This window comes from Xanthomonas fragariae (assembly GCF_900183975.1).
Classification (GTDB): Bacteria; Pseudomonadota; Gammaproteobacteria; order Xanthomonadales; family Xanthomonadaceae; genus Xanthomonas; species Xanthomonas fragariae.
Genome location: NZ_LT853882.1, coordinates 3,492,788 through 3,517,145, shown reverse-complemented (window position 1 = coordinate 3,517,145; position 24,358 = coordinate 3,492,788). Strand labels below are relative to the sequence as shown.

General features: G+C 63.5%; 23 protein-coding genes, 2 other RNA genes and 4 pseudogenes. 13 read left to right on the top strand and 16 right to left on the bottom strand.

The genetic code is table 11. From position 1 onward, the window contains the following. Nucleotides 1–144: 144 nt before the first annotated feature. From PD885_RS16425 to PD885_RS16410, 4 genes are all read left to right on the top strand, one after another. Entirely contained in the window at nucleotides 145–708 is a 564-nt protein-coding gene (locus PD885_RS16425; RefSeq protein WP_002812509.1) for an adenylate kinase, read from the top strand. Nucleotides 709–1,041: 333 nt separating this feature from the next. Next, a complete protein-coding gene (gene mpl / locus PD885_RS16420; protein ID WP_172404481.1) occupies nucleotides 1,042–2,409 on the top strand; it encodes a UDP-N-acetylmuramate:L-alanyl-gamma-D-glutamyl-meso-diaminopimelate ligase in 1,368 nt (455 codons plus the stop codon). Beyond that, complete coding sequence (locus tag PD885_RS16415; RefSeq protein ID WP_002812506.1) at nucleotides 2,409–3,005, top strand: LON peptidase substrate-binding domain-containing protein; 597 nt, start codon at nucleotides 2,409–2,411, stop codon at nucleotides 3,003–3,005. Before mpl ends, PD885_RS16415 begins: the two co-directional genes overlap by 1 nt. A gap of 117 nt (nucleotides 3,006–3,122) precedes the next feature. Further along, nucleotides 3,123–3,197: non-coding RNA, sX9 sRNA (locus PD885_RS16410), on the top strand. On the opposite strand, the gene PD885_RS16405 is transcribed toward PD885_RS16410, so the two are convergent. Continuing rightward, a complete protein-coding gene (locus tag PD885_RS16405) occupies nucleotides 3,192–5,336 on the bottom strand; it encodes a bifunctional DedA family/phosphatase PAP2 family protein (protein WP_088057134.1) in 2,145 nt (714 codons plus the stop codon). The two genes, PD885_RS16410 and PD885_RS16405, sit on opposite strands and share 6 nt — an antisense overlap. A 145-nt stretch (nucleotides 5,337–5,481) precedes the next feature. Here PD885_RS16405 and PD885_RS16400 point away from each other — a divergent pair, with 145 nt between their 5' ends. The 4 genes from PD885_RS16400 (at nucleotide 5,482) to PD885_RS16385 (ending at nucleotide 8,775) form a co-directional block, all read left to right on the top strand. Further along, entirely contained in the window at nucleotides 5,482–6,141 is a 660-nt protein-coding gene (locus PD885_RS16400) for a serine/threonine-protein kinase (RefSeq protein ID WP_002812500.1), read from the top strand. Nucleotides 6,142–6,306: 165 nt separating this feature from the next. Further along, entirely contained in the window at nucleotides 6,307–7,122 is an 816-nt protein-coding gene (locus PD885_RS16395; RefSeq protein WP_002812494.1) for an SDR family oxidoreductase, read from the top strand. 363 nt (nucleotides 7,123–7,485) lie between these two features. Then, the gene (locus PD885_RS16390; protein ID WP_002812489.1) at nucleotides 7,486–7,755 is read left to right on the top strand and encodes a DUF3829 domain-containing protein; all 270 of its coding nucleotides are present in this window, start codon (nucleotides 7,486–7,488) and stop codon (nucleotides 7,753–7,755) included. 51 nt (nucleotides 7,756–7,806) lie between these two features. Further along, entirely contained in the window at nucleotides 7,807–8,775 is a 969-nt protein-coding gene (locus PD885_RS16385) for an IS5 family transposase (protein ID WP_088056996.1), read from the top strand. Nucleotides 8,776–9,103: 328 nt separating this feature from the next. Here PD885_RS16385 and PD885_RS16380 read toward each other — a convergent pair. Continuing rightward, nucleotides 9,104–9,492: pseudogene (locus tag PD885_RS16380) on the bottom strand (ion transporter); the annotation flags it as partial. 72 nt (nucleotides 9,493–9,564) lie between these two features. On the opposite strand from PD885_RS16380, the gene PD885_RS16375 reads away from it, so the two are divergent. Continuing rightward, nucleotides 9,565–10,791, top strand: coding sequence for an acetylornithine transaminase (locus tag PD885_RS16375; protein ID WP_002812488.1), 1,227 nt, complete (start codon nucleotides 9,565–9,567; stop codon nucleotides 10,789–10,791). Between the two features lie 151 nt (nucleotides 10,792–10,942). Here PD885_RS16375 and hemL read toward each other — a convergent pair whose 3' ends face one another. Continuing rightward, nucleotides 10,943–12,232, bottom strand: coding sequence for a glutamate-1-semialdehyde 2,1-aminomutase (gene hemL / locus PD885_RS16370; RefSeq protein WP_088056995.1), 1,290 nt, complete (start codon nucleotides 12,230–12,232; stop codon nucleotides 10,943–10,945). A gap of 198 nt (nucleotides 12,233–12,430) precedes the next feature. Here hemL and PD885_RS16365 point away from each other — a divergent pair. After that, nucleotides 12,431–12,727: pseudogene (locus tag PD885_RS16365) on the top strand (hypothetical protein); the annotation flags it as partial. A gap of 153 nt (nucleotides 12,728–12,880) precedes the next feature. Here the strand turns inward: PD885_RS16365 and thiE are convergent. Beyond that, nucleotides 12,881–13,501 carry a thiamine phosphate synthase gene (gene thiE / locus PD885_RS16360; RefSeq protein ID WP_002812486.1) on the bottom strand — a complete coding sequence of 207 codons (621 nt, stop codon included), beginning with the start codon at nucleotides 13,499–13,501 and terminating at the stop codon, nucleotides 12,881–12,883. Nucleotides 13,502–13,524: 23 nt separating this feature from the next. Between thiE and PD885_RS16355 the strand changes: the two genes are divergently transcribed. After that, nucleotides 13,525–13,764, top strand: coding sequence for a rubredoxin (locus PD885_RS16355; RefSeq protein WP_040762957.1), 240 nt, complete (start codon nucleotides 13,525–13,527; stop codon nucleotides 13,762–13,764). Nucleotides 13,765–13,855: 91 nt separating this feature from the next. On the opposite strand, the gene PD885_RS16350 is transcribed toward PD885_RS16355, so the two are convergent. The 8 genes from PD885_RS16350 to PD885_RS16315 all read right to left on the bottom strand — a co-directional run bounded on the left by PD885_RS16350 (nucleotide 13,856) and on the right by PD885_RS16315 (nucleotide 18,735). Next, entirely contained in the window at nucleotides 13,856–14,737 is an 882-nt protein-coding gene (locus PD885_RS16350; protein WP_002812475.1) for a SirB1 family protein, read from the bottom strand. Nucleotides 14,738–14,909: 172 nt separating this feature from the next. Then, nucleotides 14,910–15,359 carry a DUF192 domain-containing protein gene (locus tag PD885_RS16345; RefSeq protein ID WP_088056994.1) on the bottom strand — a complete coding sequence of 150 codons (450 nt, stop codon included), beginning with the start codon at nucleotides 15,357–15,359 and terminating at the stop codon, nucleotides 14,910–14,912. Nucleotides 15,360–15,733: 374 nt separating this feature from the next. Then, nucleotides 15,734–16,381 carry a ribose-5-phosphate isomerase RpiA gene (gene rpiA, locus PD885_RS16340; RefSeq protein WP_002812471.1) on the bottom strand — a complete coding sequence of 216 codons (648 nt, stop codon included), beginning with the start codon at nucleotides 16,379–16,381 and terminating at the stop codon, nucleotides 15,734–15,736. A gap of 89 nt (nucleotides 16,382–16,470) precedes the next feature. Further along, complete coding sequence (locus tag PD885_RS16335) at nucleotides 16,471–16,941, bottom strand: EVE domain-containing protein (protein WP_002812469.1); 471 nt, start codon at nucleotides 16,939–16,941, stop codon at nucleotides 16,471–16,473. Next, on the bottom strand, nucleotides 16,938–17,564 hold the full coding sequence (locus tag PD885_RS16330) for a 5-formyltetrahydrofolate cyclo-ligase (RefSeq protein WP_082244323.1): 627 nt from the start codon (nucleotides 17,562–17,564) through the stop codon (nucleotides 16,938–16,940). The genes PD885_RS16335 and PD885_RS16330 overlap by 4 nt, the downstream gene beginning before the upstream one ends. A gap of 375 nt (nucleotides 17,565–17,939) precedes the next feature. Then, nucleotides 17,940–18,123, bottom strand: a non-coding RNA gene (ssrS, locus tag PD885_RS16325) — 6S RNA. Between the two features lie 94 nt (nucleotides 18,124–18,217). Beyond that, a complete protein-coding gene (locus PD885_RS16320) occupies nucleotides 18,218–18,517 on the bottom strand; it encodes a cell division protein ZapA (protein WP_002812465.1) in 300 nt (99 codons plus the stop codon). After that, complete coding sequence (locus PD885_RS16315) at nucleotides 18,514–18,735, bottom strand: TIGR02449 family protein (protein WP_002812462.1); 222 nt, start codon at nucleotides 18,733–18,735, stop codon at nucleotides 18,514–18,516. The genes PD885_RS16320 and PD885_RS16315 overlap by 4 nt, the downstream gene beginning before the upstream one ends. Before the next feature lie 236 nt (nucleotides 18,736–18,971). On the opposite strand from PD885_RS16315, the gene PD885_RS16310 reads away from it, so the two are divergent. Beyond that, a complete protein-coding gene (locus tag PD885_RS16310; RefSeq protein ID WP_002812454.1) occupies nucleotides 18,972–19,514 on the top strand; it encodes a YecA/YgfB family protein in 543 nt (180 codons plus the stop codon). A 13-nt stretch (nucleotides 19,515–19,527) separates the two neighbouring features. After that, complete coding sequence (locus PD885_RS16305) at nucleotides 19,528–20,871, top strand: aminopeptidase P N-terminal domain-containing protein (protein WP_002812450.1); 1,344 nt, start codon at nucleotides 19,528–19,530, stop codon at nucleotides 20,869–20,871. 281 nt (nucleotides 20,872–21,152) lie between these two features. Here PD885_RS16305 and pepQ read toward each other — a convergent pair whose 3' ends face one another. From pepQ to hemW, 4 genes and pseudogenes are all read right to left on the bottom strand, one after another. Next, nucleotides 21,153–22,481, bottom strand: a complete 1,329-nt coding sequence (gene pepQ, locus PD885_RS16300) for a Xaa-Pro dipeptidase (RefSeq protein WP_002812447.1) — start codon at nucleotides 22,479–22,481, stop codon at nucleotides 21,153–21,155. 65 nt (nucleotides 22,482–22,546) lie between these two features. Next, nucleotides 22,547–22,690, bottom strand: a pseudogene (locus PD885_RS16295) (PilZ domain-containing protein); the annotation flags it as partial. A gap of 10 nt (nucleotides 22,691–22,700) precedes the next feature. Beyond that, a pseudogene (locus PD885_RS16290) lies at nucleotides 22,701–23,139 on the bottom strand (DUF1631 family protein); the annotation flags it as partial. 61 nt (nucleotides 23,140–23,200) lie between these two features. Continuing rightward, nucleotides 23,201–24,358: a radical SAM family heme chaperone HemW gene (gene hemW / locus PD885_RS16285; protein WP_002812438.1), complete on the bottom strand. Its 1,158-nt coding sequence runs from the start codon at nucleotides 24,356–24,358 to the stop codon at nucleotides 23,201–23,203.

The window sequence follows — 24,358 nt, the reverse complement described above, 5'->3', positions numbered from 1 at the left end:
CTTACATGGGGACATGGCGCGGGGGACAGTGCCGGGACATTCCCCGGATGCGGTAAGCTGCACGACCATACGGTCAGCGCTGGCGAAGGCTTGAGTCTAACGCCGCCAACCGCAACGCGTTTTATTCGAAAGTGGAGTCCACTGATGCGATTGGTTCTGTTGGGACCGCCCGGTTCGGGCAAGGGCACCCAGGCGACACGTCTCAAAGACAAGTTTGAAATTCCGCATATTTCCACCGGCGACCTGCTGCGCGCCGAAGTGGCCGCCGGCTCACCGCTGGGCCTGAAGGCCAAGGAAGTCATGGCACGCGGCGACCTGGTGTCCGACGGGATCCTGCTCGGCATGCTCGAGGTGCGCCTCGGTCAGGCCGATGTGGCCAAAGGTTTCATCCTCGATGGCTACCCGCGTAACGTGGCGCAGGCCAATGCGCTGGACGGGCTGCTCAGCAAGATCGGTCAGCCGTTGGATGCGGTGGTGCAGCTGGATGTCGCTAGTGAGTTGCTGGTCGAGCGCATCGCCGGTCGTGCCAAGGCCGAAGGCCGTGAGGACGACAATCCGGAATCGGTACGCAAGCGTCTCCAGGTCTATACCGAGTCCACCGCACCGGTGATCGGCTTTTACGAGCAGCGCGGCAAGCTGGCGCGCGTAGATGGCGTGGGTTCGCTGGACCAAGTGCTCGAGCGCATCGGCAAGGCGCTCGGTCGCTGAGTCAGGTGGGGCCGGGCGCAATGCTTGGTCAATACAGTAGCGCGCAGTCTTTCAGCGCTGATCTGATGCTCAAAGGAAAACCCCTGGCCGTACACGACGGCCGGGGCGGAATGACCCTATTAATGGGCCTGCTCAGAGCCCTACAGCATGAGTTCGCTGGGGATTAGGCTTCTTGGGAAGTAGAACCAAAGGAGAGCGACCACTCGTTTCCAGCATTGCGGCTGATGTGACGGAGTCTGCATATCGGGAAATTGCTGGCAGTACGGTAGGATTTTCCTGACACCTGGGCAGGCGGTGGATTGGAATGTCCCGCAACTCCGGCGATCGGCGACAATGTGCGGCATGACCAAACTCCACATCCTCGGCATCGCCGGGACCTTCATGGGCGGCGTAGCCGCTCTGGCGCGCGAACTGGGCTGGCAGGTGGAAGGCAGCGACCAGGCGATCTACCCGCCGATGTCCACCCAGCTGGAAACGCTCGGCATCGCGCTGGGGCAGGGCTACGCGCCTTCCAATATTTCGGCAGACGCCACCGATGTGGTCGTCGGCAATGCCTTGTCGCGCGGCAATCCTGCGGTGGAGGCGGTGCTCGACGCCGGCCGTCGCTACACCTCCGGTGCGCAGTGGCTGGCCGAACAGGTGCTGCCGGGCCGCGACACGCTGGCGGTCGCCGGCACCCATGGCAAGACCACCACCACTACCATCCTCAGCTATCTGCTCGAGGCGGCCGGGCGTGCGCCGGGGTTTTTGATCGGTGGCGTGGCCGAAGACTTCGGTGTGTCGGCGCGACTGGGCCAGGGGCGCGAGTTCGTGGTGGAAGCCGACGAGTACGACACCGCATTTTTCGACAAGCGCAGCAAGTTCGTGCACTACCGGCCACTGGTGGCGGTCCTCAACAACCTCGAATACGACCATGCCGATATTTTTCCGGACGTGGCCGCGATCCAGCGTCAGTTCCATCATCTGGTGCGTACGGTGCCAGCGCGCGGGCGCCTGATCGTCAACGGCGAAGATCCGCGCCTGGCCGAAGTACTGGCGATGGGTTACTGGACGCCGGTGGAGCGCTTCGGTTTCAATGCGGGGCTTGAGTGGAGCGCACGCCTGACGGCCGTTGATGGCAGCACGTTTGCGGTGCTGCATCGGGGTGTGGAGATCGGCCAGGTGCAGTGGCCGCTGGTCGGGCGGCATAACGTGCTCAACGGTCTTGCCGCGCTGGCAGCGGTGCATGCGGTGGGCGTGGATCCGGCGATGGTGATGCCGGCGCTGGCGCGCTTTCAGAGCGTCAAGCGGCGGTTGGAGATGCTGGGGCGGGCGCGCGACATCACGGTTTACGACGACTTCGCACACCATCCCACCGCGATTGCGACCACCCTGCAGGGTTTGCGTGCGAAGGTCGGTGCGGCGCGCGTGCTGGTGGTGATGGAACCGCGTAGCAACTCGATGCGGTTGGGCGCGCATGCGCAGGCGTTGGCGCCGTCGCTGCAGGATGCCGACGCGGTGGTGTTTTTGCACCGGTCGGAATTGGCGTGGGATGCGGCACCGATCATTGCGCAGGTGCGCGGCGATGCGCGCGTGGCGCATGACGTAGACGCACTGCTGCAGACACTGGGCGAGATCGCGCGGCCGGGCGATCATGTGGTGTTCATGTCCAATGGCGGCTTCGACGGCGCGCCGCGTCGCTTCCTGGCGCAGCTATCCTAATGGCGAACATCACCACCACCGCCGACACCAGCGCCTTGCCGCTGTTTCCGTTACACAACGTGCTGCTGCCAGGCGCGGCGATGGGCTTGCGCGTGTTCGAGCGACGCTATCTTGACCTGGTGCGCGAGAGCGGCCGCAATGGCACCAGCTTCGGTGTGTGCCTGATCCTGGATGGCAACGAAGTCGGCGCACCGGCACGGCCGGCCGCGTTCGGCACCGAAGTGCGCATCGAGGATTTCGATGTCGGCGCCGATGGCGTGCTGGTGCTGCGCCTGCGCGGTATGCGCCGCTTCCACGTACAGCGCTCGCGCATCTGCGACAACGGCTTGGTGGTGGGCGAGGTGAGTTGGTGCGAGCTCGACAACGACGACGAATTGCGGCCCGAGCACAGCCTACTGGCAACCGTACTCGAGCGGATGCTCGAACAGGTAGGCGGCGAATTCGCATCGGCCGGGCCAGGCTTGTTGGATCAGGCCGCGTGGGTGGGCTGGCGGCTGGCCGAGCTATTGCCGCTAACCGAACAGCGACGTTTGTCGCTGTTGCAGCAGGACTGCCCACATCGGCGCCTGGATCAATTGCTCGCATGGATGCGGTGACGCGGTCATGCCGGTCTATCGATCAGTCCACCGCCATGTTTGCAGCGATCGACTAAAAGTGGCTAACAAAACGACTGCGCAGTCGCCAGGCGGGCGCGGTCGGTGCTCCGAATTGGCATGTACTGGGCGTACGCTGCGTTACTTCGCGCTGTCCGCAGCCACCTGACGACTGCTCGCTAGGTTTTGTCAGTCACACCAACGGCGTAGTGTTGTGGGATCGGAGGCGGCCGGATTGGATGCGGTCACCGCGCCTATCGCAGTCGCTGCTTGCGGTGCATTATCGTCGTCCTTGTCCTTGTCCTTGTCCTTGTCCTTGTCCTTGTCCTCGCCTCGAACCGTGTCACCCGAGGTGCTGTCGATCAGCATCACCGGCACTTGCGAGCGGCGACGTTGTTGCAGTCGATAGGGCAACGGGCCGAGCGCTTCGCGCAATGCGCTCAATGCCGGGTCCACACCACGCAGCGGGTACCACAGCCCGATCAGGCTGAAGTGGCGGCTATAGCGCAATGTCTGCGTGCTGCCCACCCAGAGCGGTTGTGCATCCGGCTGCAAGCGTGCGGCCGCTGGCCACAGACGCAGCACATGCACATGGCCGGGCGCAGCGGGACGCATCATTAACAAGGCCTCGACCTGCGTATCCAGCGTGGCCGGCAGAATCGGCACCTCGTCCGGGTGGCCGCTGACATCGAGCAGATGCAGCGCCTGTTCCCAGCCGGCCTGCGGTTGTGCCCGCCAGCCGCGCGCTTCGAGCTGACGCTGCAACGGTGCAAGCGGGCCGGCGAGTTGCACGTCCAGCGGCCAGCGTTGGTCGTCGTCGAATTCGTTGCGACGCGCGGGCAGCAAGCGCCATTGCCCGTTCCACCAGTCGTTGGCCGGCAGCTCCAGCAGCAACGGCGGCGGCGGTTCGAACTTGGCCAGCTTGGCCTCAAGATTGCGCGGTGCAAACACAATCGCGCAGGCCAGGACCACGCCGTAGAAGATCCACGACACCGGCTTGACCCAGAACGCACGCGTGGCGCGGCGGCGATAAGCGATGCCCAGCACCAGCAGCCAGAAGATGCCTAACAACATGCCGCCGACCACGTCGCTGAGCCAGTGCGCGCCCAGATACAACCGCGCAAATCCAATCAGCGAGACGATCGCGCCGCTGACCAGATAAGGCCACACCCGACGCCGGCCAGGCAGCTCGCGCGCGATCAGTAGTGCGAAGAAACCGAAGCCGATCGTAGCCATGGTGACCGCCACCGACGGGAAGCCGAAACCACTGCTGGCCGCAGGCGGGCGCACCACTTGAACGGTGGCGCCCAGCCACTGTGTCAACGCAAGCCCGAACGCAAGCGCGATCACCCAATGCGCCACGGCCATCCAGCGGCGGCGCCAGGCCAGATAGCCCATCGCCGCAGCGATCGCTGGCAACAGCACCTGCCAGTCGCCTAGCGAGGCCAGCGCCACCATCGGGTAGTCGGTCAGCGGGTTGCGCAGTGCCAGCATCAGATCGTGCACGGCCAGGTCTACGCGCAGCGGCTCGCCGTGCGCCAACACCACCATCAACAGCACGAACCAGCCCCAGCCCAGCAACAGCAGCATCAACGCCATCATCGCCAGCGGCACCGACTCGCGACGGCGCGGGTCGAACACGCTGACCGACCAGTTGCCCAGCACCGGATGCCGATGCGACCACTCCAGCAACCGCGCCAGCAGCGCATCCAGATGGCCGGCGGACCAGCGATACGAATACAACACCACCGCCCAAGCCAGCGCGATCACCGCAACCAGCAGCGTGACCACCACGAACAAGCGCCCGGCCACCGCGGCGACCGCATCGTAGGCCGTGCCCAGCACCCAACCGGGCACCAGGAACAGCAACGCCCACGAGATGCAGGCCAAACCGCTGGCGACCACATAACGTTTGAATGGCATGCGCGACATGCCGGCGATCGCCGGCACGAACGACCGCACCGCGCCCACATAGCGTGCGATCAAAATGCTCTTGAAGGCGTTGCGTCGGAACAGCAGCTCGCCGCGTTCCAGCAATTGCGGATAGCGGCGAAACGGCCAGTAGGTATGCAACTGGTGGCCCCAGCGATGGCCGACCCAGAAGCTCAACGCATCGCCGACGAACGCCCCAAGCGTGGCACAGATCACCGCATACGGGCCGTTGATCTGCCCAAGCCCGATCAGCACGCCGATGGCGAACAGCAACGGCAGCGCGGGCACGATGGCACCGAGCACGATCACCGCATCACAAAATGCGATGGCAAAGATCACCACGCCAGCCAAGGTGGTGTGGTGTCCGATCCACTCCAGCGTGGCGTCGATCCATGAGTTCATGCCCGAATTATAGGCGGGCGCGGCGGCGACCGACTTGCGCGTCCTCACATCGGCCTGTCCGCTTTACCTGAGGTCGCGAGCGCGCATGACACATATGCGGACCTTGCGTGGTGTGGCGATGCAGACGGGCCGCCTACAATGTGGAATGAGTCATGATCCCGCCGGCAATCTGCCGCTGAAGTCCGATACATTCGGGCGCATCCTCTTGATCCGCGAGGCCGGCCGCGTATTTGTGCGCCGCGACCTGAGCGTGGCGCCCTGGCTGTTGCGTGGCGTGGCCTGGTGGTTGGCGCGACGCGAGGCCCAGGCCTTGCGTCAGCTGGATGGATTGCCGCGCACGCCGCGCCTGTTGCACTGGGATGGGCGCCATCTGGATCGCAGCTATCTGGCTGGCGATGCGATGTACCAGCGCCCGCCGCGTGGCGATGTGGCCTACTTCCGCACCGCGCGCAAGTTGTTGCAGCAACTGCATCGCTGCGGCGTCGCGCACAACGACCTGGCCAAGGAAGCCAATTGGTTGGTGCAGGACGACGGCAGCCCGGCAGTGATCGATTTCCAACTCGCGGTGCGCGGCAACCCACGCGCGCGCTGGATGCGTCTGCTTGCGCGCGAAGACCTGCGTCACCTGCTCAAGCACAAGCGCATGTATTGCCCCGCCGCGATCACCCCGGTGGAACGTCGCGTGCTCAAGCGCACGTCCTGGCTGCGCGAACTGTGGTTCGCCACCGGAAAACCGGTCTACCGTTTCGTGACCCGCCGCGTGATGTATTGGGAAGACAACGAAGGGCAGGGGCCAAAGCCCTGAATTGCCGGGGTTGGTGATTCGCACGAGCGCATGGCTTGGGCTGCGGGTTTGTCGATGGCGGTGGTGAAGGCGATAAGCTTTTGCGAAACCGGAGTTCCGAGTCCCGTGACGTTTTTGCTCGGGCTGTAAGCTTTTCCGAATCCCCACTTCCCACTTCCCACTCCCATGACGTTATCGGGCAAAACCCTTTTCATCACCGGTGCCTCGCGCGGGATTGGCTTGGCGATTGCGTTGCGGGCAGCGCGTGACGGGGCCAATGTGGCCATCGCGGCCAAATCTGCAGTGACCAATCCCAAGTTGCCGGGCACCATCCATAGCGCAGCCGCAGCGGTACATGCAGCCGGCGGGCAGGCGCTGGCCCTCAAGTGCGATATCCGTCAAGAAGAGCAGGTGCGTGCGGCGGTGGCCGCCACGGTGGAGACGTTCGGCGGGATCGATATCCTGGTCAACAACGCCAGTGCGATCTGGTTGCGCGGTGCGTTGGACACGCCGATGAAGCGCTTCGATCTGATGCAGCAGGTCAACGCGCGCGGCAGTTTTCTGTGCGCGCAGGCGTGCTTGCCACACCTGTTGCAGGCGTCCAATCCGCATATTCTCACCCTGGCGCCACCGCCGTCGTTGAACCCGGCGTGGTGGGGCGCACACACCGGCTACACGCTGGCCAAGATGGGTATGAGTCTGGTAACCCTGGGGTTGGCAGCCGAATTCGGCCCGCAGGGTGTGGCGATCAATGCACTGTGGCCGCGTACCGTGATCGCGACCGATGCGATCAACATGATTGCCGGTGTGGATGCGGCCGCGTGTCGTCGGCCCGAAATCATGGCTGATGCCGCGCACGCGGTGTTGAGTCGTGAGGCGGCCGGCTTTCATGGCCAGTTTCTGATCGATGACGAGGTGTTGGCCCAGGCCGGCATTACCGATTTGAGCGGCTATGCAGTCGATTCATCGCGTGCGTTGTTGCCGGATCTGTTCCTTGACTGAGGCGGCGGACAACATTGTTGAGTGGGTGCCATCTGGGCGCTTGTTGGCCGTGATCGAGTCGAATGGCAGGTGCATGGCTACCGTTTCCGTGTGCCGTTCGCGACCCTGATCGCGGCGATGCAGGGGTTGGTCGCTTCATGCACGTTGTTCCGGTGAGCACAAAAAGAGTTCATAGCCCAGTTTGCTATCGTGCGCGGCTGAAAAGGTTCCCAACTGTGATGTGCTCACTCTCCGATCTTTCGCGTACTTGCGCTTGCTGTTTCCGTGTCCGTTCTTGCAACTGTTTGAGGCGACAAATCACAGCAACCTGCAAACGAGGCAGCGCCCCGAACTGCTGAAAAACGGCGCGATGCGCAGCAAAGCGTGGAGGCCAAACTCGGCGCCTATATCGATTGCTTCAACTGTGTCGATGCGCAGGTGCATACCGGCGCCAAGCACTGCGCCTGCGGTATGGACGATCCAGTTGTGGGTTCGGCCGGTCGCGAGTCCGGCATGACCTGTCCGTACGATATCGACGACTGCGCCATGAAGGAGTGCGACGCACTGGCCAGTGCCGCCGTTGCAGCGGACCCATCGTTGCCGAAACTGGATGCGGCAGCGTGGCGCGATCACGACGCATTAGGGAACCTCTGAACAACGCACTTCAAATGCGCGACACTACACACCTACGTTGAGGAGTCATCCATGCAACTGACGTTCGGTGACGCTGAAGGTTTGGGCAAGCGCAAGCAGACTCGCCGCGAGATCTTCCTGGCCGAGATGGAGCAGGTGGTTCCGTGGAGGCATTTGCTCGGACTGATCGCGCCGCACTATCCGGTGTCGGGGCGGCCTGGTCGACAGCCGTACGCACTGGCGACGATGTTGCGGATTCATTTGCTGCAGCAGTGGTATGCGTTGAGCGATCCGGCGATGGAAGAAGCGTTGCACGAGATCCCGACCTTGCGCCGTTTTGCCCGGCTCGGCGGTTTGGACAATGTTCCCGACGAGACCACGATTCTCAACTTTCGCCGCTTGCTGGAAACCCATGGCCTTGCAGCGCGGATGCTGGAGGCCGTCAACGCGGATCTGGTGCGCAAGGGTCAGAGCCTGCGGTCCGGCACGATCGTCGATGCAACCCTGATCGCTGCGCCCAGTTCGACCAAGAACACCGACCGCGCGCGCGACCCTGAAATGCATCAGACCAAGAAAGGCAATCAGTGGTATTTCGGGATGAAGGCACCCATCGGCGTGGATGAGTTTTCCGGGCTGGTGCGCCACGTCCGTTGTACGGCTGCCAATGTGGCCGATGTCACGGTGACCCACGCATTGCTGCACGGCAAAGAAGACAGTGTGTTCGGCGACAGCGGCTACACCGGTGCGGACAAACGCGAAGAACTGCAGACCTGCAAGGCTGGTTTTTTCATTGCCGCCAAGCGTTCGACGATTCAAGCCATTGGCAACAAACGCGAGCGCCGCCAGGAAGAACGTTGGGAATACTTCAAAGCAAGTGTGCGTGCGAAGGTGGAGCATCCATTCCGCGTGACCAAACGCCAGTTTGGCTACACCAAGGTCCGCTATCGCGGCTTGGCCAAGAACACCGCGCATGTGCTGACCCTGTTCGCACTATCCAATCTGTGGATGGTGCGCCGGCAGTTGCTGCCGGCCAGGGGATAATGCTGTCTGGCGCCAGCCAACGCCGCAAGAAACCGTAGAAATCGTATCGTACGCATCAACTCTGTGCGCTATTGGCACGCAGCAGGCTCGAATTTTAGAGGTCTGGTGCGTTGTTCAGACCTTCCTTAGCGCATCGAACAATGCTGGCTCGCAGCCCATCGCTGGCACCGGATTGTCCGCCGAGCAAGTTGCTCAACACCTGCAACGCGCTGATGTCCGATAGCAACCGACATCCGAATTCTCTGTGCCGCATCAGCCGTCGGGGATCTCCGGCAGCGGCCCGGCGCATTGCCGGCAATAGCGTGCATCCTATGTGTGGCTTTGCAGTCCGCAGCACGCGCACCACCAGCAGCGGTTGCGCGCCTGGCACGAACAGCGACAGGTAACTCGGCAGGATCGAGAGCAGATCGATCACGCCCCACGCGCTGAGCGCATAGCGCAGCGGGCGTCGCACCACCGCCAGGCGCAGTGCGTATTCGACTGTAAAATCACCGTGAACGCCCATTCCAGCGGCGCCAGCCAATGCGCCGGGTGCGAATGGATGCGCGGCACGCTGTCGACCATGACCACCACCACGCTTGCCAGGATCGCGACCACCAGCATCAGGTCGAAATTGCGCGATAGGCGAGTGTCGTGCCGACAAATGATGTCAAACCATTGCCGGCGCCAGCCGTCAGTGGCGGCGGGAGTGAGCTGAGGATCGGAAGAAGGGCGCATGCGCGCAGTGTGCCGCAGGTCGGCGAATGCGCGAGAATGCGAATTCTCCCTCCGCTTCTGCGACCCCCAATCATGAGCACCGCTGCCGATTCGCCCCTGTCCCTGGCGCACTACTACCTTCCGGTGTATCGCCCGCGCCAAGTGGTACTGGAGCGTGGACAGGGCAGTCGCGTCTGGGATGACCAGGGCCGCGAATATCTGGATCTGTCGTCGGGCATCGCAGTCAGCGGGCTGGGCCATAACGACCCCGACCTGATGGCCGCGCTGACCGAGCAGGCTGGCAAGCTGTGGCACACCAGCAACGTGTTCTACAGTGCGCCGCCATTGAAGCTGGCCGAAGAATTGGTCACCGCCTCGCGCTTCGCGCAGAAAGTGTTTCTGTGCAATTCCGGCACCGAAGCCAACGAGGCGGCGATCAAGCTGGTACGCAAGTGGGCCAGTAGCCAGGGCCGCCCGGGCGACAAGCGCGTCATCGTGACCTTCCGCGGCAGCTTCCATGGACGCACCCTGGCGTCGGTTACCGCGACCGCGCAGCCCAAGTATCAGGAAGGTTATGAGCCGCTGCCCGGCGGCTTTCGCTATGTGGATTTCAACGATGTGGCGGCGCTGGAAGCGGCAATGGTCTCGGGTGATGTGGCAGCGGTGATGCTCGAGCCAATTCAGGGCGAGGGCGGAGTGATGCCGGCCGAGTCGGGCTTTTTGAGCCGCGTGCGCGCGCTGTGCGATCAGCACGATGCATTGCTGGTGCTGGACGAGATTCAGTGCGGCATGGGCCGCACCGGCACGCTGTTCGCGCATTGGCAGGAGCAGGTAACGCCGGACATCGTAACGCTGGCCAAGGCGCTGGGTGGCGGCTTTCCGATCGGCGCGATGCTGGCCGGCCCCAAGGTCGCCGAGACCATGCAGTTCGGGGCTCACGGCACCACCTTCGGCGGCAATCCGTTGGCTGCGGCAGTGGCGCGTGTGGCGCTGCGCAAGCTGGCCTCGCCGCAGATCGCCGAGAACGTGGCGCGGCAGTCGGCGGCATTGCGCGATGGTCTGGAAGCGCTTAATGCCCAATTCGGCCTGTTTGCGAAAATTCGTGGACGCGGCCTGATGCTGGGTGCAGTGCTGGCGCCGGCGCATGCCGGGGAGGCTGGGGCGATCCTGGATCTTGCGGCCAAGCACGGCTTGCTGCTGTTGCAGGCCGGGCCGGATGTGTTGCGCTTCGTACCGGCGCTGAACCTGACCGATGCCGAACTGGCCGATGGTCTTGCACGCCTGCGTCTGGCGATTGCCGATTACGCAGCGCAGCAGTGATCGGGGCCTGCGTCTTCTATCAGCCGCTTCGAAGGCCCCACTCATGCCCATCCATGCACACTTTCCAGAAAGGTATGACGGCCACAAGACAAAAGCGAAGTCTGCGGCGTTCACCGCGCAGACTGTGCGTGGTGAACCGGGCGAATACGCCTCAGCGCGCCACTTCCGCAAACGCTTCGCGCGCGGCTGCAAGCGTCGCTTCGATCACCGCTTCATCGTGTGCGCTCGACATGAAGCCGGCTTCGTACGCCGACGGCGCCAGATACACGCCCCGCCGTAGCATTGCGTGGAAGAAACGATTGAAGGTGGTGATGTCGCAGGCCGTCGCCTGTGCGTAGCTCTCCACGATTTCATCAGTAAAGAACAGCCCGAACATGCCCCCAACCTGGTTGGTGGTGACTGCAATGCCAGCTGCGCGCGCAGCATCTTCGAGCCCTTCGCATAGCACGCTGGTGGCATCGCTCAGGCGTGCGTGGAAACCCGGTTCCTGCACCAGTTCCAGCATCGCCAGGCCGGCAGCCATTGCTACCGGATTGCCGGACAAGGTGCCGGCCTGATAGATCGGGCCGACCGGGGCGATTTGATCCATCAGCGCGCGCCGGCCGCCATACGCGCCCACCGGCATGCCGCCGCCGATGATCTTGCCGAACGTGCTCAGGTCCGGGGTCACTCCGTAGTGCGCTTGCGCTCCGCCGAGTGCGACGCGGAAGCCGGTCATCACTTCGTCGAAGATCAGCAGTGCGCCATGCCGCGTGCACAGCGTGCGCAGATGCTGCAGGTAGCCGGCCTGCGGCGGAATGCAGTTGGCGTTGCCCACCACCGGTTCGATGATCACCGCCGCCACATCGGCGCCGATCTCGTCGAACAGTGCGGTGGCGCCTTCAAAGTCGTTGAAGCTGAGTGTGGCGGTCAGCTCGCTCAAACCGGCCGGTACGCCCGGAGAGGTGGGCATGCCCAGGGTTAGCATGCCGCTGCCGGCCTTGACCAGGAACGAGTCGCCATGGCCGTGATAACAGCCTTCGAACTTTATGATGCGGTTACGCCCGGTTGCGCCGCGCGCCAATCGCACTGCCGACAGTGTCGCTTCGGTGCCGGAATTGACCATGCGCACCATCTCGCAGGACGGCACCAGCCGGTTGATGGTCTCGGCCATGGTGACCTCGGCCGCGCACGGCGCACCAAACGACAAGCCATCGCGGATCGCGCGCGCTACCGCTTCACGCACCGCCGGGTGGTTATGGCCGGCGATCATCGGGCCCCACGAGCCCACGTAGTCGATGTAGCGGTTGTCGTCGACGTCATACAGATACGGGCCATCGGCCCGCGCCACGAAGAACGGTTGGCCGCCGACCGACTTGAACGCCCGCACCGGTGAGTTGACGCCGCCGGGCAGCAGGGTCTGCGCCTGGGCAAACAGGGCGTGGGAGCGAGAGTGATTCATACGCAGATCCTTGAGTGATACCGAGTGGGGGCGGCGATGCCCGACAGCGAGCGCCGCACCGGCCATTGTCAGGCTTGGAGCCGCGCGCGCCTACCCGCTATGTGCTTGCCTACCCATCGGAGCCGATGGGCAGGGCCTCATCGTCACCGCCCGCCACCAATTGATACCTAGGGGTGCATCTAGGAGTGCATCGGCCAATTCAGCCAGATGTCGGGCGCCCCGCATCATTGCCTGGGCAACTACTACGGCGACACCTGCACCGGTTGAGACCCGGTCGGCTGCGGCGGCAGTGCAATCACCGGCGGCCCGTACCACTACTGCTACACCCTCGAAACCGGCACCGGCGTGGCATCAGCTTGGGGTTCACAAGGGCGCCTGTGCTGGATTATGCAGCTCGACACGGGTGTGACCGACAAACCTGCGTTCGCTGGCGGCGAGCTGGCGCTGCGTTTCGACGGGTTCAAATCACTAACGCGCAGGCCCGCGACCAACGTCCGGGGGCGGGCTACGAAGGCCTGCGCTTTTGGTTGGCAGTGCCATCCGTACGCAGCCCATTGAGGCATCGCCGACCGTCTTATTCGCAGATGTGTTGGATGCGCCGCATGGCCTGTCTGCTGGCATTGCCGTTGCAGGCAGGCACTATGCCGGCTACGCAAAACCCGCCCGATACGCCTGCAATGCTGCGACTGGATCCGTCGCGGCATAGACGCCGCTGACCACTGCGATCAGATCGGCACCTGCAGCGACGAGGTCCGGCACATGTATCGGGGCGATGCCGCCGATCGCTACCCGCGGCAGCCCCAGCGACGCGGCCTGTTGCAGCAACGCGGGCGTGGCGTGCCGTGTCGTCGCCTTGGTCGTGGTGGGGAAGAAGGCACCGAAGGCCACATAGCTCGCACTGGCCACAGCCGCCGCCTGTGCACGCGCAATCTCGTCATAGCACGACACCCCGATGATGGCCTGCTCGCCCAACAGCGCGCGCGCTGCGGCGACCTCTCCATCGTCTTCGCCCAGATGCACACCGTGTGCGCCCACCTGCAATGCCAGTTGCGCATCGTCGTTGATGATCAAAGGCACGCCGTGTGCCGTGCAGGCTTCGCGCAATGCGCTGGCCTGCTGCAGCCGCAGCGCCGCATCGGCCTGCTTGTTGCGGTATTGCAGCAAGGTGATGCCCGCCAGCAACGGCGCCGTAAGGGCGAGCAGCCTTGCAGTGTCGGGTTCGTCGTGCGTAATGAGGTAGACGCCGCGGGCGTTGTGAAGGTCGGGCATGGCAGCGCTTCCGAAAGCGGTAGGTGGGATGGGACAATGCAGCCCCACCGTTGCGTAACCGCGATTATCCGATGAGCGAGACATCCACGACCACCTACCGCACCTGGATGTGCGTCGTCTGCGGGTTTCTCTACCACGAGGCCGACGGCATGCCCGAAGAAGGCATCGCCCCGGGCACACGCTGGAAAGATGTGCCCGACAGCTGGACCTGCCCCGATTGCGGCGTGACCAAGGAGGATTTCGAGATGGTGGAGATCGGCTGAGCGTGGCGATCAAAACTACTGCGCTTATCGGCAGGTGGGCGCCTGCGGTGCATTGCCAGCGCGCAGATCTCCATGAGCAATCGCCGTCACGTCAGTGCGCGCGTGCGCGCTGGCTGTTCAACTCGACCAAGTGCTCATGCAGGCTGGCTGCATCCTGCGCGCTGGGGTGAAGCTGCAGGTAGCGCGACAGGTCGCGACGGGCGCCGTTGCGATGACCCAGATGCAGATAGGCCATGCCGCGATCACGCAGGGCTTCGGGTTGATCGGACACTAGCTTCAAGATGCGGTCGGCGCTGCGTGCGGCACGGTCCCAGTGCTCGGCATCGGCGTACACGCCGTGCAGATTGCGCAGGATGCGGATCAGGATCGCGCGATGCGGGGCCGGGTCGAGAATCTGCGCCAAGGCGCGGTCGTCGGGAATCTCACCGCCCAGGTGCGGACGTGCGCGCTCGCGTAACTCATCCACATCCAGCGGGCGTCCGCCATTGAACGGGTCCATCACTAGCACGCCATCATCCACCGGCAGGCGCACCAAAAAATGACCGGGAAACGACACCCCTGCCAACGGAATGCCCAGCCGGCGTGCCACTTCGATCTGCACCATTGCCAGTGAAATCGGATTGCCCAGCCGGCGTTCGAGCACCTGATTGAGGTAGCTGTTACGCGGGTCGTAGTATTCGTCGTGATTGCCCGAATACCCCAGCTCGTCGAACAGGTAGCGGTTCACCGCCGCCATCTTCAACTGCCACAGGTCGATCGCCTCGACTTCCCGGCGCAGATGCTCGACATGGTTTTGCACCAGCGTGTCATAGAGCTCGGCATCTAGCTGCGGATACTCGTCGCGGGCGATCAGCAGCGCGGTGGACATCAACGGCACCGCATCGTCGTCCAGGCTGGCGAGCGCGGTCCAATGGGGGAGTGGGAGCATATCTACCATGCTGCCAAGAGTGTCGGCAAGCGGCGCCGGGTTCAAGTCCGGTACTTCCTGACAGGGGCGCGCATGGCGTGAAGCCGCGTGGCCTTCAAGGCAGTTGTACCGCCTGTGGGATCTTGCCGTGGATTCGGAATGAATCGCGCAAGCGCTGCAGTTCCTGCCTGCGGTGCGCCTACCGGACAACAGCTCGCTCAGGCGTGTAGCAGCTCTTTTACTTGAGCCTCGGGATGCCGGGGCTGAAGGTCAGCGTGGCGCCATCTTTCAGCTTGAGCTTGGCGGCCTGGCCGGCATTGAGCTCCAGCACGTAACGCGCCGGCTGCTTGCTGGGGTAGGGTGGGCAGGCATCGCCGGCCGAGCAGGGCGGTACATCGCGCTGCTGCGACACCAACCGGCGCTGGTTGTCGAAATACAGGATGTCCAGGGCGATCTTGGTGTTCTTCATCCAATACGCCAGCGGCTCCTGGCGGTCATGGATGAACAGCATGCCCCGATCCTCCTCCATGGCGTCGCGGAACATCAGGCCTTGCGCACGGTCGGCGTCGTTCTGCGCCAATTCCACCTGATAGCGCGTGCCGGCCAGTTCCACCCAGGAGCTGCGGGCGCTGGCGCAGCCGCTGAGCAGGATCAGACAGGCGAGGGCGAGGAAGCGAAGATGGCGCATGCGGCGTACCAGCGGGCGGGGGGATGGCGCACCTTCTGCCAAGCGCTGGTGTGCGTCAAGCCGCCGATGCTCACCGGGAGCGACCGATCGACCGATCGACCGACTGCATGGCGGCAGGCCAGCGGTGACTGCGCGCAACCGGCGCGTCCACGCCGGCTGCATCTTGCCGCAACGCGGCACTGCGCTGCCCGCTCATCGTCAGCGACCCAGGCGTGTCGCGCGAATCGGCTCCCCGGCAGTCGACGCGGAAAAGGGTAGGTCTTTACCCACACTCGCGCGATGACTGTTCGCGGCGTGTCGTTGTCGCTCAACTTCGGCTGTCGGGCAGCGGTCGTTCGCGCGTCGATAGGCGAGCGAACCAAGCGCGCGGTCGGTTAGATCACGCGCGGCGGTTCGCCGCCGACGATCACCACATCGGCCGGTCGACGCGCAAACAAGCCTACGCACACGACGCCCGGGATCTGATTCAAAGCGCGCTCCAACGCCACCGGGTCGGTGATCTGCAGATTGTGCACGTCCAACAACACGTTGCCATTATCGGTGACCACGCCATCGCGCCACACCGGCTGGCCGCCGATGAGGGCCAGAATCTGTCGGGCGACCAGGCTGCGCGCCATCGGAATCACTTCGACCGGCAGCGGGAACTTGCCCAGCACCGGCACCTGCTTGCTCGGATCGACGATGCAGATGAAGCGCTCGCTGGCTTCGGCGATGATCTTCTCGCGTGTCAACGCTGCGCCGCCGCCCTTGATCAGGCAACGGTTCGGGTCGCATTCGTCGGCGCCATCCACATACAGCGACAGATTGCCGGTGTGGTTGAGATCCAGCACCTCGATGCCGTGACGTTTGAGCTGCGCGCTGCTTTGCTCGGAACTGGACACTGCCCCCTTGATGCGATGGCCAATGCGGCCCAGTGCGTCGATGAAATACGCCACCGTCGAACCGGTGCCCACGCCGACGATCATGCCGTCCTCTACGGAATCGATCGCTTTTTCAGCGGCCAGGCGTTTTGCTTCAGACATGTGTGGGCTCGTGGTTTGTGATTGGGAATTTGGGATGGGTAAGCGCGGTGTGGAGCGGGCGGCGGGTATTGGCAGATCCCCAATCCCAGCTACTCCATCGCTAGAAGCAGCTTCCACTGTGCGGCGGTTACCGACAGGATCGACAGGCGGTTGCCGCGGGCGATCAGGGGGAAGCCTTCGCCAAGTGCGTCGGCCTGTTGCTTGATTGCGTCCAGCGAAATCGTGCGTTTGAGTTTGCGTTCGAATGCAACGTCCACCAGTACCCAGCGCGGGTCTTCGCGCGTGGCCTTGGGGTCGTGGTAATCGGATGTTGGATCGAACTGGGTATCGTCCGGGTAGGCTGCGCTTGCAACCTTGGCAATGCCGACAATGCCCGGCACTTTGCAATTGGAGTGATAGAAGAACACGCCGTCGCCGACATGCATGCCGTCGCGCATGAAGTTGCGCGCCTGATAATTGCGCACGCCATTCCAAGGCTCGGTGCCGACACGCTCCAGGTCATCGATGGAAAACGTGTCCGGCTCGGACTTCATCAACCAGTAGCGCTTGCGGGCAGTCATACAGAAACGGCGTCGTCTTTCAGGAAGGTGGCGTGTTCGGTGCAGATGGCATCCACCGCCACATCCCACGATTCGGTGGGCAAGGCGGCGACCTGTTGCATGGCGAAACCGACGCCGACCAGCCAGGGCGGCGGCGCTTGGCGATGCCGGAACGCGAAGCTGCGATCATACCAGCCGCCTCCCATGCCCAGCCGGCGGCACGCCGCGTCAAACCCGGTCAACGGTGTGAGCACCAGCGTCATCTGTTCGGGCGCAAGCGTATCGGCACGGTCCACGTCTGGCTCCGGGATACCGTAGCGATTGCTGACTAGGCCCTGGCCGGGTTGCCACGGCGCAAAGCGCAACACCCGCCCGTCCAGCACCGGCAGGCAGTAGCGCACGCCATCCGGCAGGCTAAGTTGCCAACGGGGCAGGTGCAGCGCGATTTCGCCATCCATCGCCCAGTACCCGGCCACCGCGCCGGTCTGCGGCGCGAACGGCAGCGCCAGCAAGCGCTCGGCCAAGGCATCGGCGGCGGCCAAGCGCTGCGAGGCCGGCAGGCTGCGGCGCTGCGCACGCAACTGCTGGCGCAACGCGGCTCGGTCGTCGGTCATCGGTGTCTCGCATCGAAGGGTGTTGCGCATTGTCGACGGCATGCGTGCGCGTGCCTAGCTGGGGGTGCAATTGCAGCCTGTGCACTTTTGCAGATCATGTGAGGTGGCACCGAGCCGACTCAGAGCGGCTAACAAAACGACTGCGTAGTCGCCAGGCGGACGCGGCCGGTGCTCGGAATTGGCATGCATTACGTGCGGGGAGTGACAACGCGTGTTCCGCGAAAGCGCGCCCATGATCGCAAGGGGAGTGCTGAGATCGCGCTGCAGCGTGCGCAAGCGCGCTCGTGCAGAAGCCGACGATGGGAAAAAACCCATCACGTCAGCATCACCGTAGTCAGGAGCCGTGAGCGCAGGCGTTTTGGCCGCACAAAAAGAAACGACGCCCGAAGGCGCCGTTTCAGATTTGCATTCTCCACCATGACGATGCGGGCGAAACGACCTTGAACCCGGGGTTCAAGTGGGGACGCTGTGAGGCCATCGGGCTTCCCGCTACAAGGCGGACTTGCACACCCGACTTCGTCGCGCCCCCGTGGTCGTAATTAAGGGACAAGGCGAATGTTTTGCACGCTGTCGTTTACAGCAGAGAACGCAGGTGAAGTATAGACCTCTGCTGCGCAATGACTAGCCCATTCGTCGGCCAGCACTTGAAGATTCATCTTTGCGATGGCAGTGCGACGTATGCCTCAACGTGGGGTATCGGTAATGCTGTCGAGCCGACGATTCAAGGTTTCCAGCGTGTTGGCCAATTCACGATCGTAGAGTGCCTGCTGCTCGCGCAGCTGCTGCAATTCATGCGCAAGGTTGAGCGCAGCCAGCACCGCGACACGATCGACGGCCGCCATGCGATTGCTGCCGCGAATCTCGCGCATGCGCAGATCCAGCAGCCGCGCCGCTGCAGTAAGGCTCTCGCGCTCGTCTGCAGTCACGCCGACCGTGTATTCACGATCCAGAATACGCACGCTGACTGGCTCGTTGTTGCTCACGTGTGCTGCTCCAGTGACTTCAACCGCACGATCATCGCTTCCACGCGCGAGCGCGCCTGTTCGTTCTTGGTCAACAGTTGCGATCGCTCGCCGATCAACTGCTCTTGTTGATGACGCAAGCTACGGTTCTCGTCGGTTAGCCGTTGGGTGCGCTCGACCAATGCCTCCACGCGGGCGGCAAGTGCGCGGATTTGAGCGAGGGCGGAAGCGTTGTCCATGCGCTCACGATAGGGGTGCGTGCGCGCAGCGGTCAAGCGCCGCTCATAGCCCGATCGGACAGCCTCAGGCCAACCACCACAAGGCTTGGCGCAAGATCGAGACAGGCCGGCATCGTGTGCGCGAACGCTGCATGGAATGTCACTGTAGCGGCCGACTCGGGGCGCCTTGATATACTTGGAAGTCTGATCGCCGATCTGATCGGCGGCGCCTTTTGTTATCAAGCTTGGATGACCTGATGGATCTGCCCGAGGTAACCGCTGTGCAAAACGAAAGTCGTCAGCTCGCGCTGGTGTCCTCAGCGGCGGAGTTGCATGGCGGGCTGTGCGGGTGGCTCTGCGGTGGTGGCGCCGACAGCGGCGACTGGCTGGCGTACGTCCTTGCCGACACCGCACAGGTGGCGCCCACGCAGGGCGGCGCGCTGGACCAGATGCGCCAAGCCACCGTGGCGCAGCTCGAAGACCGCGATTTCGTGTTCGAGCTAATGCTGGTCGAAGACAGCGCCCCGCTGCCGGCGCGCACTGATGCTTTGTTCGACTGGTGTCGCGCCTTTTTGGGCGGGTTCGGCCTGGCTGCGCAGCAGCGCCCGGCGCTGACCGAAGAGGGCGAGGAGGCGCTGCAGGATCTGGCGCGTCTGGCGCAGGCCTCCAGCGACGATTTCGATGCGGCCGAAGAAGACGACACCGCGCTGGCCGAAATCGAAGAGTTCGTGCGTGTGGCGGTGCTGTTGCTGCATGGCGACTGCGTTATGGGCCCGCGCTTCCGTCAACGTCTGAACTGACCTCGCAACCGCCATGAAGAAGCGCACCGGGATCGGCCAGGCCGAATACGCGCGCCGGCGCAAGCAGCTGATGCAGATGGCCGGCGATCAAGCCATCTTGATCCTGCCGGCCGCGACCGAGCGCGTGCGCAGCCACGACACCCATTACCCATATCGCCAGGATTCGGATGTCTGGTATTTGAGTGGGTTTCCGGAGCCGGAAGCGGTTTTGGTGCTGGTGCCCGGGCGCAAGCATGGCGAGGCGATCTTGTTCTGTCGCGAGCGCGATGCCGAACGCGAAGCCTGGGATGGTCCGCGCGAAGGTCAGGAGGGCGCGGTGGAGCGTTACGGCATGGACGATGCATACCCCATCGACGATGTCGACGAGATTCTGCCGGGCCTGCTGGAGGGGCGTAGCCGCGTCTATTACCACTTCGGGCGCGACGTCGATTTCGATCTCAAGTTGATCGGCTGGCTCAAACGTGTGCGCGAGCAGGTGCGCCACGGTGCGCAGTCGCCGCACGAATTCCTCGAACTCGGGCATCTGCTGCACGAGCAGCGTCTGTTCAAATCGCGCGACGAAATCGCGTTGATGCAGCACGCCGCCGACATCAGCGTGCGTGCGCATCGTGCGGCGATGCGGCTGGCGCGGCCAGGCGTGCACGAATACGAACTGCAGGCCGAGGTCGAGCGCGAATTCCGCGCCGCAGATGCATGGCCGGCGTACGGCAGCATCGTCGGTACCGGCAGCAATGCCTGCGTGCTGCATTACCGCGACAATAACGCACGCAGCCGCGATGGCGAACTGGTGCTCATCGATGCCGGCGCCGAATACCGCGGCTATGCGGCCGATATCACTCGTACTTTCCCGATCAATGGCCGTTTCACGCCGGCACAGCGTGAGCTGCACGATCTGGTCGGCGCCGCGCAGGCCGCCGCGCTCGCACAGGCGCATCCTGGTGTGGCCTACGAAGCCGGGCATCTGGCCGCGGTGGAAACCTTGACCGAAGGACTGCTGCGCCTAGGTCTGCTCAAAGGCAAGCTGGAACGCAACATCGCCGACGGTCATTACAAGCGCTTTTATCGGCACAAGACCGGCCATTGGCTGGGCCTGGATGTGCACGATGTCGGCGACTATCGGCTGGCCGGTGATTCGCGCATGCTCGAGGCCGGCATGGTGTTCACCATCGAACCGGGGCTCTACATCTGTGCCGACGACACCACGGTGGAGGCCAAGTGGCGCGGTATCGGCATCCGCACCGAAGATGATGTGCTGATCACCGCCGATGGCCATCGCGTATTGACCGATGCATTGGTGCGCAGCGCCGACGAGATTGAAGCTGAGATGGCTGATAGCGCATCGCGCGCGCTCGGCTGAATTAGCGTCTGCTAGACAGTCACGGAGCGTGGATCGACTCGGTAGACCCAAACAAGTCAATCAGCAAAGATCAGGTAAAGCTCGGCCACTTGAAACCTGCATGCAACCAATGCACAGAGAGACATATTTCCATTGATTCCGTGAGACTGAACGGCTTCGACACGATCAGTGCTGATACCAAGGGAAATTACATGGTGAAAAGCTATTGGAGTTGTCTACAGAATTCCTGACCAAGCGAATCCGCTGAGTCCAGCCGCGCTATCCCTTTTTTCCATAGGAACTCAAGTCGATGCAGCGAGCGCCGAGCGAGTCAAATTCTCCGGATCGCCATCGGTGCAGACCACTTCGTCTTCGACGCGGATGCCGCCATAGGGTTTGAACTGTGCCACGCGCGCCCAATCGATGCTGGCGGCGTGGCCGTTGTTCTTCACTTCGTCCAGCAACATGTCGATGAAGTACAGACCTGGCTCGATGGTGACCACCATGCCCGGTTCGAGCACGCGGGTCAGGCGTAGATACGGATGGCCGGCCGGCCGCTCGATACGCCCGCCGCAGTCGTTGGCCGCCAAGCCCGCTACATCGTGCACCTGCAGGCCGATCAGATGGCCTAGCCCGTGCGGGAAGAACGCGGCGCTGACGCCGGTGGCCAATGCGGCTTCCGGCGATACGGTGAGGATGCCGAAGTCTTTGAGGATGCACATCAATGCCAGATGCGCGTCTATGTGCAGCTGCTTGTAATCCACGCCTGCGCGAACGCTTTGGCCCATGCACTGTTGCGCGGCATCCACCGCATCGATCAGCGCCTGGAATTCGTTACCGGGGTCGGCAGCGTAGGTACGGGTGATGTCGCTGGCATAGCCATAGGCCGAAGCACCCGCATCGATGAGAAAGCTGCGCAGCGGCTGTGGGGGTTGCTGGCCGAGCTCGGTGTAGTGCAGCACCGCAGCGTGTTCGTTGAGCGCGATGATGTTGCCGTACGGCAGCGCATTTGCATCCTGGCCCACCGCCGTGCAATAGGCCATGTGGATGCCGAATTCGCTTTGGCCAGCACGGAACGCCGCTTCGGCCGCGCGATGCCCGCGCACCGCCAACTGCTGCGCGATGCTCAGCAGTGCCAGTTCGTACGGCGTTTTGAACGCGCGTTGGTATTCCAGGTAATCGATCACCGGCTGTGGGTTGTTCGGCACGTACGCGCCGAGCGCGCTTTGCGCTTCACCGAGAATCGCGCAACGTTCGGGCTGCTTGGGCAGCAGCGCCAGCGCCTCGTCCGGGATGCGGATGATGTGGATGTCACAATGCTCCACCCACCAGCCGCTGGGCGCGTCGGGCACCACATGCCAATAGTCGAAGGGCTGGTAAAAGATCACCGTCGGGAGCTTGCCAGGCGTGTAGATCAGCCAGCTGTTCGGCACCCGCGTCAGCGGCACCCATGCCTTGAACTGCGGGTTGACCGCGTATGTGTAATCGCGGTCGTCGAATAACTGATAGTGCGTTGTCCCGCTGGGCACGACCAGATGATCGAAGCCGCCACGCTGCAACGCCTGGTCGGCGCGCGCGGTGAGCGTTCGCAGGTGATCGGAATACAGGCTGCTCAGGGAGGGCTGGGTCATGCGGGGCTCGATCGGCAATGCAAGGCAAGCAATGCGTAATTTTGCCGCAATCCCGGCGGCCTGCGTCAGCTGAGCATCTGTTCTTCGGCGATCCAGGCGCCCAGGCGTTGTCGATGCGGCTCGGGCATGGTTGGAAAGCGAAAGCCCGCCCATGCTTGAACGGGAGCGTGCGCAGCTTCGGTCCACAGCAGATGCGCGCCGACATCGATAGTGGCTGTCATCTGCAACGGGCGACTGGCCGGCCAGGCTGCGCAGCGCGCGCATGGTGGCATGCCAAGCGATCGATCAGTCGCGATTTTTCTTCGATCAGCAAACGCGTTTGTCCGCCGGGCATTAGCCGCGACAGACTGCTCGCCGACTTTTTGCCAGCGCCGATTCACGAACAATGCGTTGCCTGTCGTCGGGCTATACCAGGACAGCCGTTGCCGGCGCAGATCGCCTGCTGGTTGCTCGCGAATTCAAACCAGGCGCCGAGCGGCAGGCTGCGCACCTGGGCGTAGCACGCCTCTTCGGCAGATGTGCCCGGCATGGAAATTGGCTTGCGAGTGGCGTTGTCGCCCTGGTCGCCGAGCCGCGTGCGCGTCTTGAGCTTGGCGGCGAGCTTGGTGCGCGAGGTCACCTCGTCCTCGCCGCCGGGCGTGGACAGGCGCCGCGCGATCGTCGTGCAGGCGATGCGCTGCGCCCGTGAAACCGACTACCAAGCGATAGGCGATTGCGACTCAGACCAGAAACAACTCGACCACGTCATTGGTGAATCGACGGCCCAGCTCGGTCGGCATCACGCGTCCGTCGTGCCGGGTCATCCAACCTTGTGCAACCGCACGCGCCACCGATGTTTCGATGACAGACGCGGCCAAACCGGTGCGGGCCTCGAAATCGCTCGAACGGAAGCCTTCGTGCAGACGCAGCAGGTTGAGCATGTATTCGAACGGCAACCGCTCGCGCGGCACGATCTCATCGCCACCGATCGACGCCGCAGTGCCGGCGCTGACCAGATAACTTTGCGGATGCTTGTGCTTCCAGCGCCGCAGCACATGCTGCTGGGCGCCGGAACTGATCTTCCCGTGCGCGCCTGCGCCAATGCCCAGATAATCGCCGAAACGCCAGTAATTGAGGTTGTGCGCGCATTGCCGCCCGGGCTTGGCATACGTGCTGACTTCGTAGTGCGCGTAGCCGGCCTCGGCAAGCAACTGCTGGCAATGTTGCTGGATGTCGCAGGCCGCATCGTCGTCGGGAATGCCCTGGGGCGGCCGCGCGAAGAATACCGTGTTCGGTTCCAGCGTGAGCTGGTAATGCGACAGGTGCGTGGGCTGCAGCGCGAACGCGCGTTCCAGATCGTGCTCAGCTTGCGTCAGCGTCTGCTCCGGCAACGCGTACATCAAATCAATATTGAAATTGTCGTAGCCGGCGTCCTGCGCAAGCTTTATCGCGCGCTCGGCTTCGGCACTGTCGTGGATGCGACCGAGCAGCTGCAGCGCCGCCTCGTCGAAAGTCTGCACGCCGAAGCTCAGGCGGTTCACGCCGGCGGCGCGGTAGCGGTCGAAACGGCCATGCTCGGCCGTGCCTGGATTGGTTTCCAGGGTGATCTCGAGATTCGGCGCAAAGCGCAGTCGCGCGGCTGCGGCCTGCAAGAATCGGTCGATCGCTTCGGGCGGAAACAGGCTCGGCGTGCCGCCGCCGAAGAACACCGAATGCACCACACGGCCCCACACCAACGGCAGGTCCGCGTCCAGGTCGCGGATCAACGCATCCACATATTCCTCGAACGGCAACGCGCCCTTGGCCGCATGCGAATTGAAATCGCAGTACGGGCATTTGCGCAGGCACCAGGGTAGGTGCACGTACAGCGAGAGCGGAGGTGGGATCAGGTCAGACAC

What these genes read in the sequence shown, in the direction of transcription:
- PD885_RS16425 (WP_002812509.1), top strand. Translation starts at nt 145, where the DNA reads ATGCGATTGGTTCTGTTGGGACCGCCCGGTTCGGGCAAGGGCACCCAG.
- mpl (WP_172404481.1), top strand. Translation starts at nt 1,042, where the DNA reads ATGTGCGGCATGACCAAACTCCACATCCTCGGCATCGCCGGGACCTTC.
- PD885_RS16415 (WP_002812506.1), top strand. Translation starts at nt 2,409, where the DNA reads ATGGCGAACATCACCACCACCGCCGACACCAGCGCCTTGCCGCTGTTT.
- PD885_RS16405 (WP_088057134.1), bottom strand. Translation starts at nt 5,336, where the DNA reads ATGAACTCATGGATCGACGCCACGCTGGAGTGGATCGGACACCACACC.
- PD885_RS16400 (WP_002812500.1), top strand. Translation starts at nt 5,482, where the DNA reads ATGAGTCATGATCCCGCCGGCAATCTGCCGCTGAAGTCCGATACATTC.
- PD885_RS16395 (WP_002812494.1), top strand. Translation starts at nt 6,307, where the DNA reads ATGACGTTATCGGGCAAAACCCTTTTCATCACCGGTGCCTCGCGCGGG.
- PD885_RS16385 (WP_088056996.1), top strand. Translation starts at nt 7,807, where the DNA reads ATGCAACTGACGTTCGGTGACGCTGAAGGTTTGGGCAAGCGCAAGCAG.
- PD885_RS16375 (WP_002812488.1), top strand. Translation starts at nt 9,565, where the DNA reads ATGAGCACCGCTGCCGATTCGCCCCTGTCCCTGGCGCACTACTACCTT.
- hemL (WP_088056995.1), bottom strand. Translation starts at nt 12,232, where the DNA reads ATGAATCACTCTCGCTCCCACGCCCTGTTTGCCCAGGCGCAGACCCTG.
- thiE (WP_002812486.1), bottom strand. Translation starts at nt 13,501, where the DNA reads ATGCCCGACCTTCACAACGCCCGCGGCGTCTACCTCATTACGCACGAC.
- PD885_RS16345 (WP_088056994.1), bottom strand. Translation starts at nt 15,359, where the DNA reads ATGCGCCATCTTCGCTTCCTCGCCCTCGCCTGTCTGATCCTGCTCAGC.
- rpiA (WP_002812471.1), bottom strand. Translation starts at nt 16,381, where the DNA reads ATGTCTGAAGCAAAACGCCTGGCCGCTGAAAAAGCGATCGATTCCGTA.
- PD885_RS16335 (WP_002812469.1), bottom strand. Translation starts at nt 16,941, where the DNA reads ATGACTGCCCGCAAGCGCTACTGGTTGATGAAGTCCGAGCCGGACACG.
- PD885_RS16330 (WP_082244323.1), bottom strand. Translation starts at nt 17,564, where the DNA reads ATGCGCAACACCCTTCGATGCGAGACACCGATGACCGACGACCGAGCC.
- PD885_RS16315 (WP_002812462.1), bottom strand. Translation starts at nt 18,735, where the DNA reads ATGGACAACGCTTCCGCCCTCGCTCAAATCCGCGCACTTGCCGCCCGC.
- PD885_RS16310 (WP_002812454.1), top strand. Translation starts at nt 18,972, where the DNA reads ATGGATCTGCCCGAGGTAACCGCTGTGCAAAACGAAAGTCGTCAGCTC.
- PD885_RS16305 (WP_002812450.1), top strand. Translation starts at nt 19,528, where the DNA reads ATGAAGAAGCGCACCGGGATCGGCCAGGCCGAATACGCGCGCCGGCGC.
- pepQ (WP_002812447.1), bottom strand. Translation starts at nt 22,481, where the DNA reads ATGACCCAGCCCTCCCTGAGCAGCCTGTATTCCGATCACCTGCGAACG.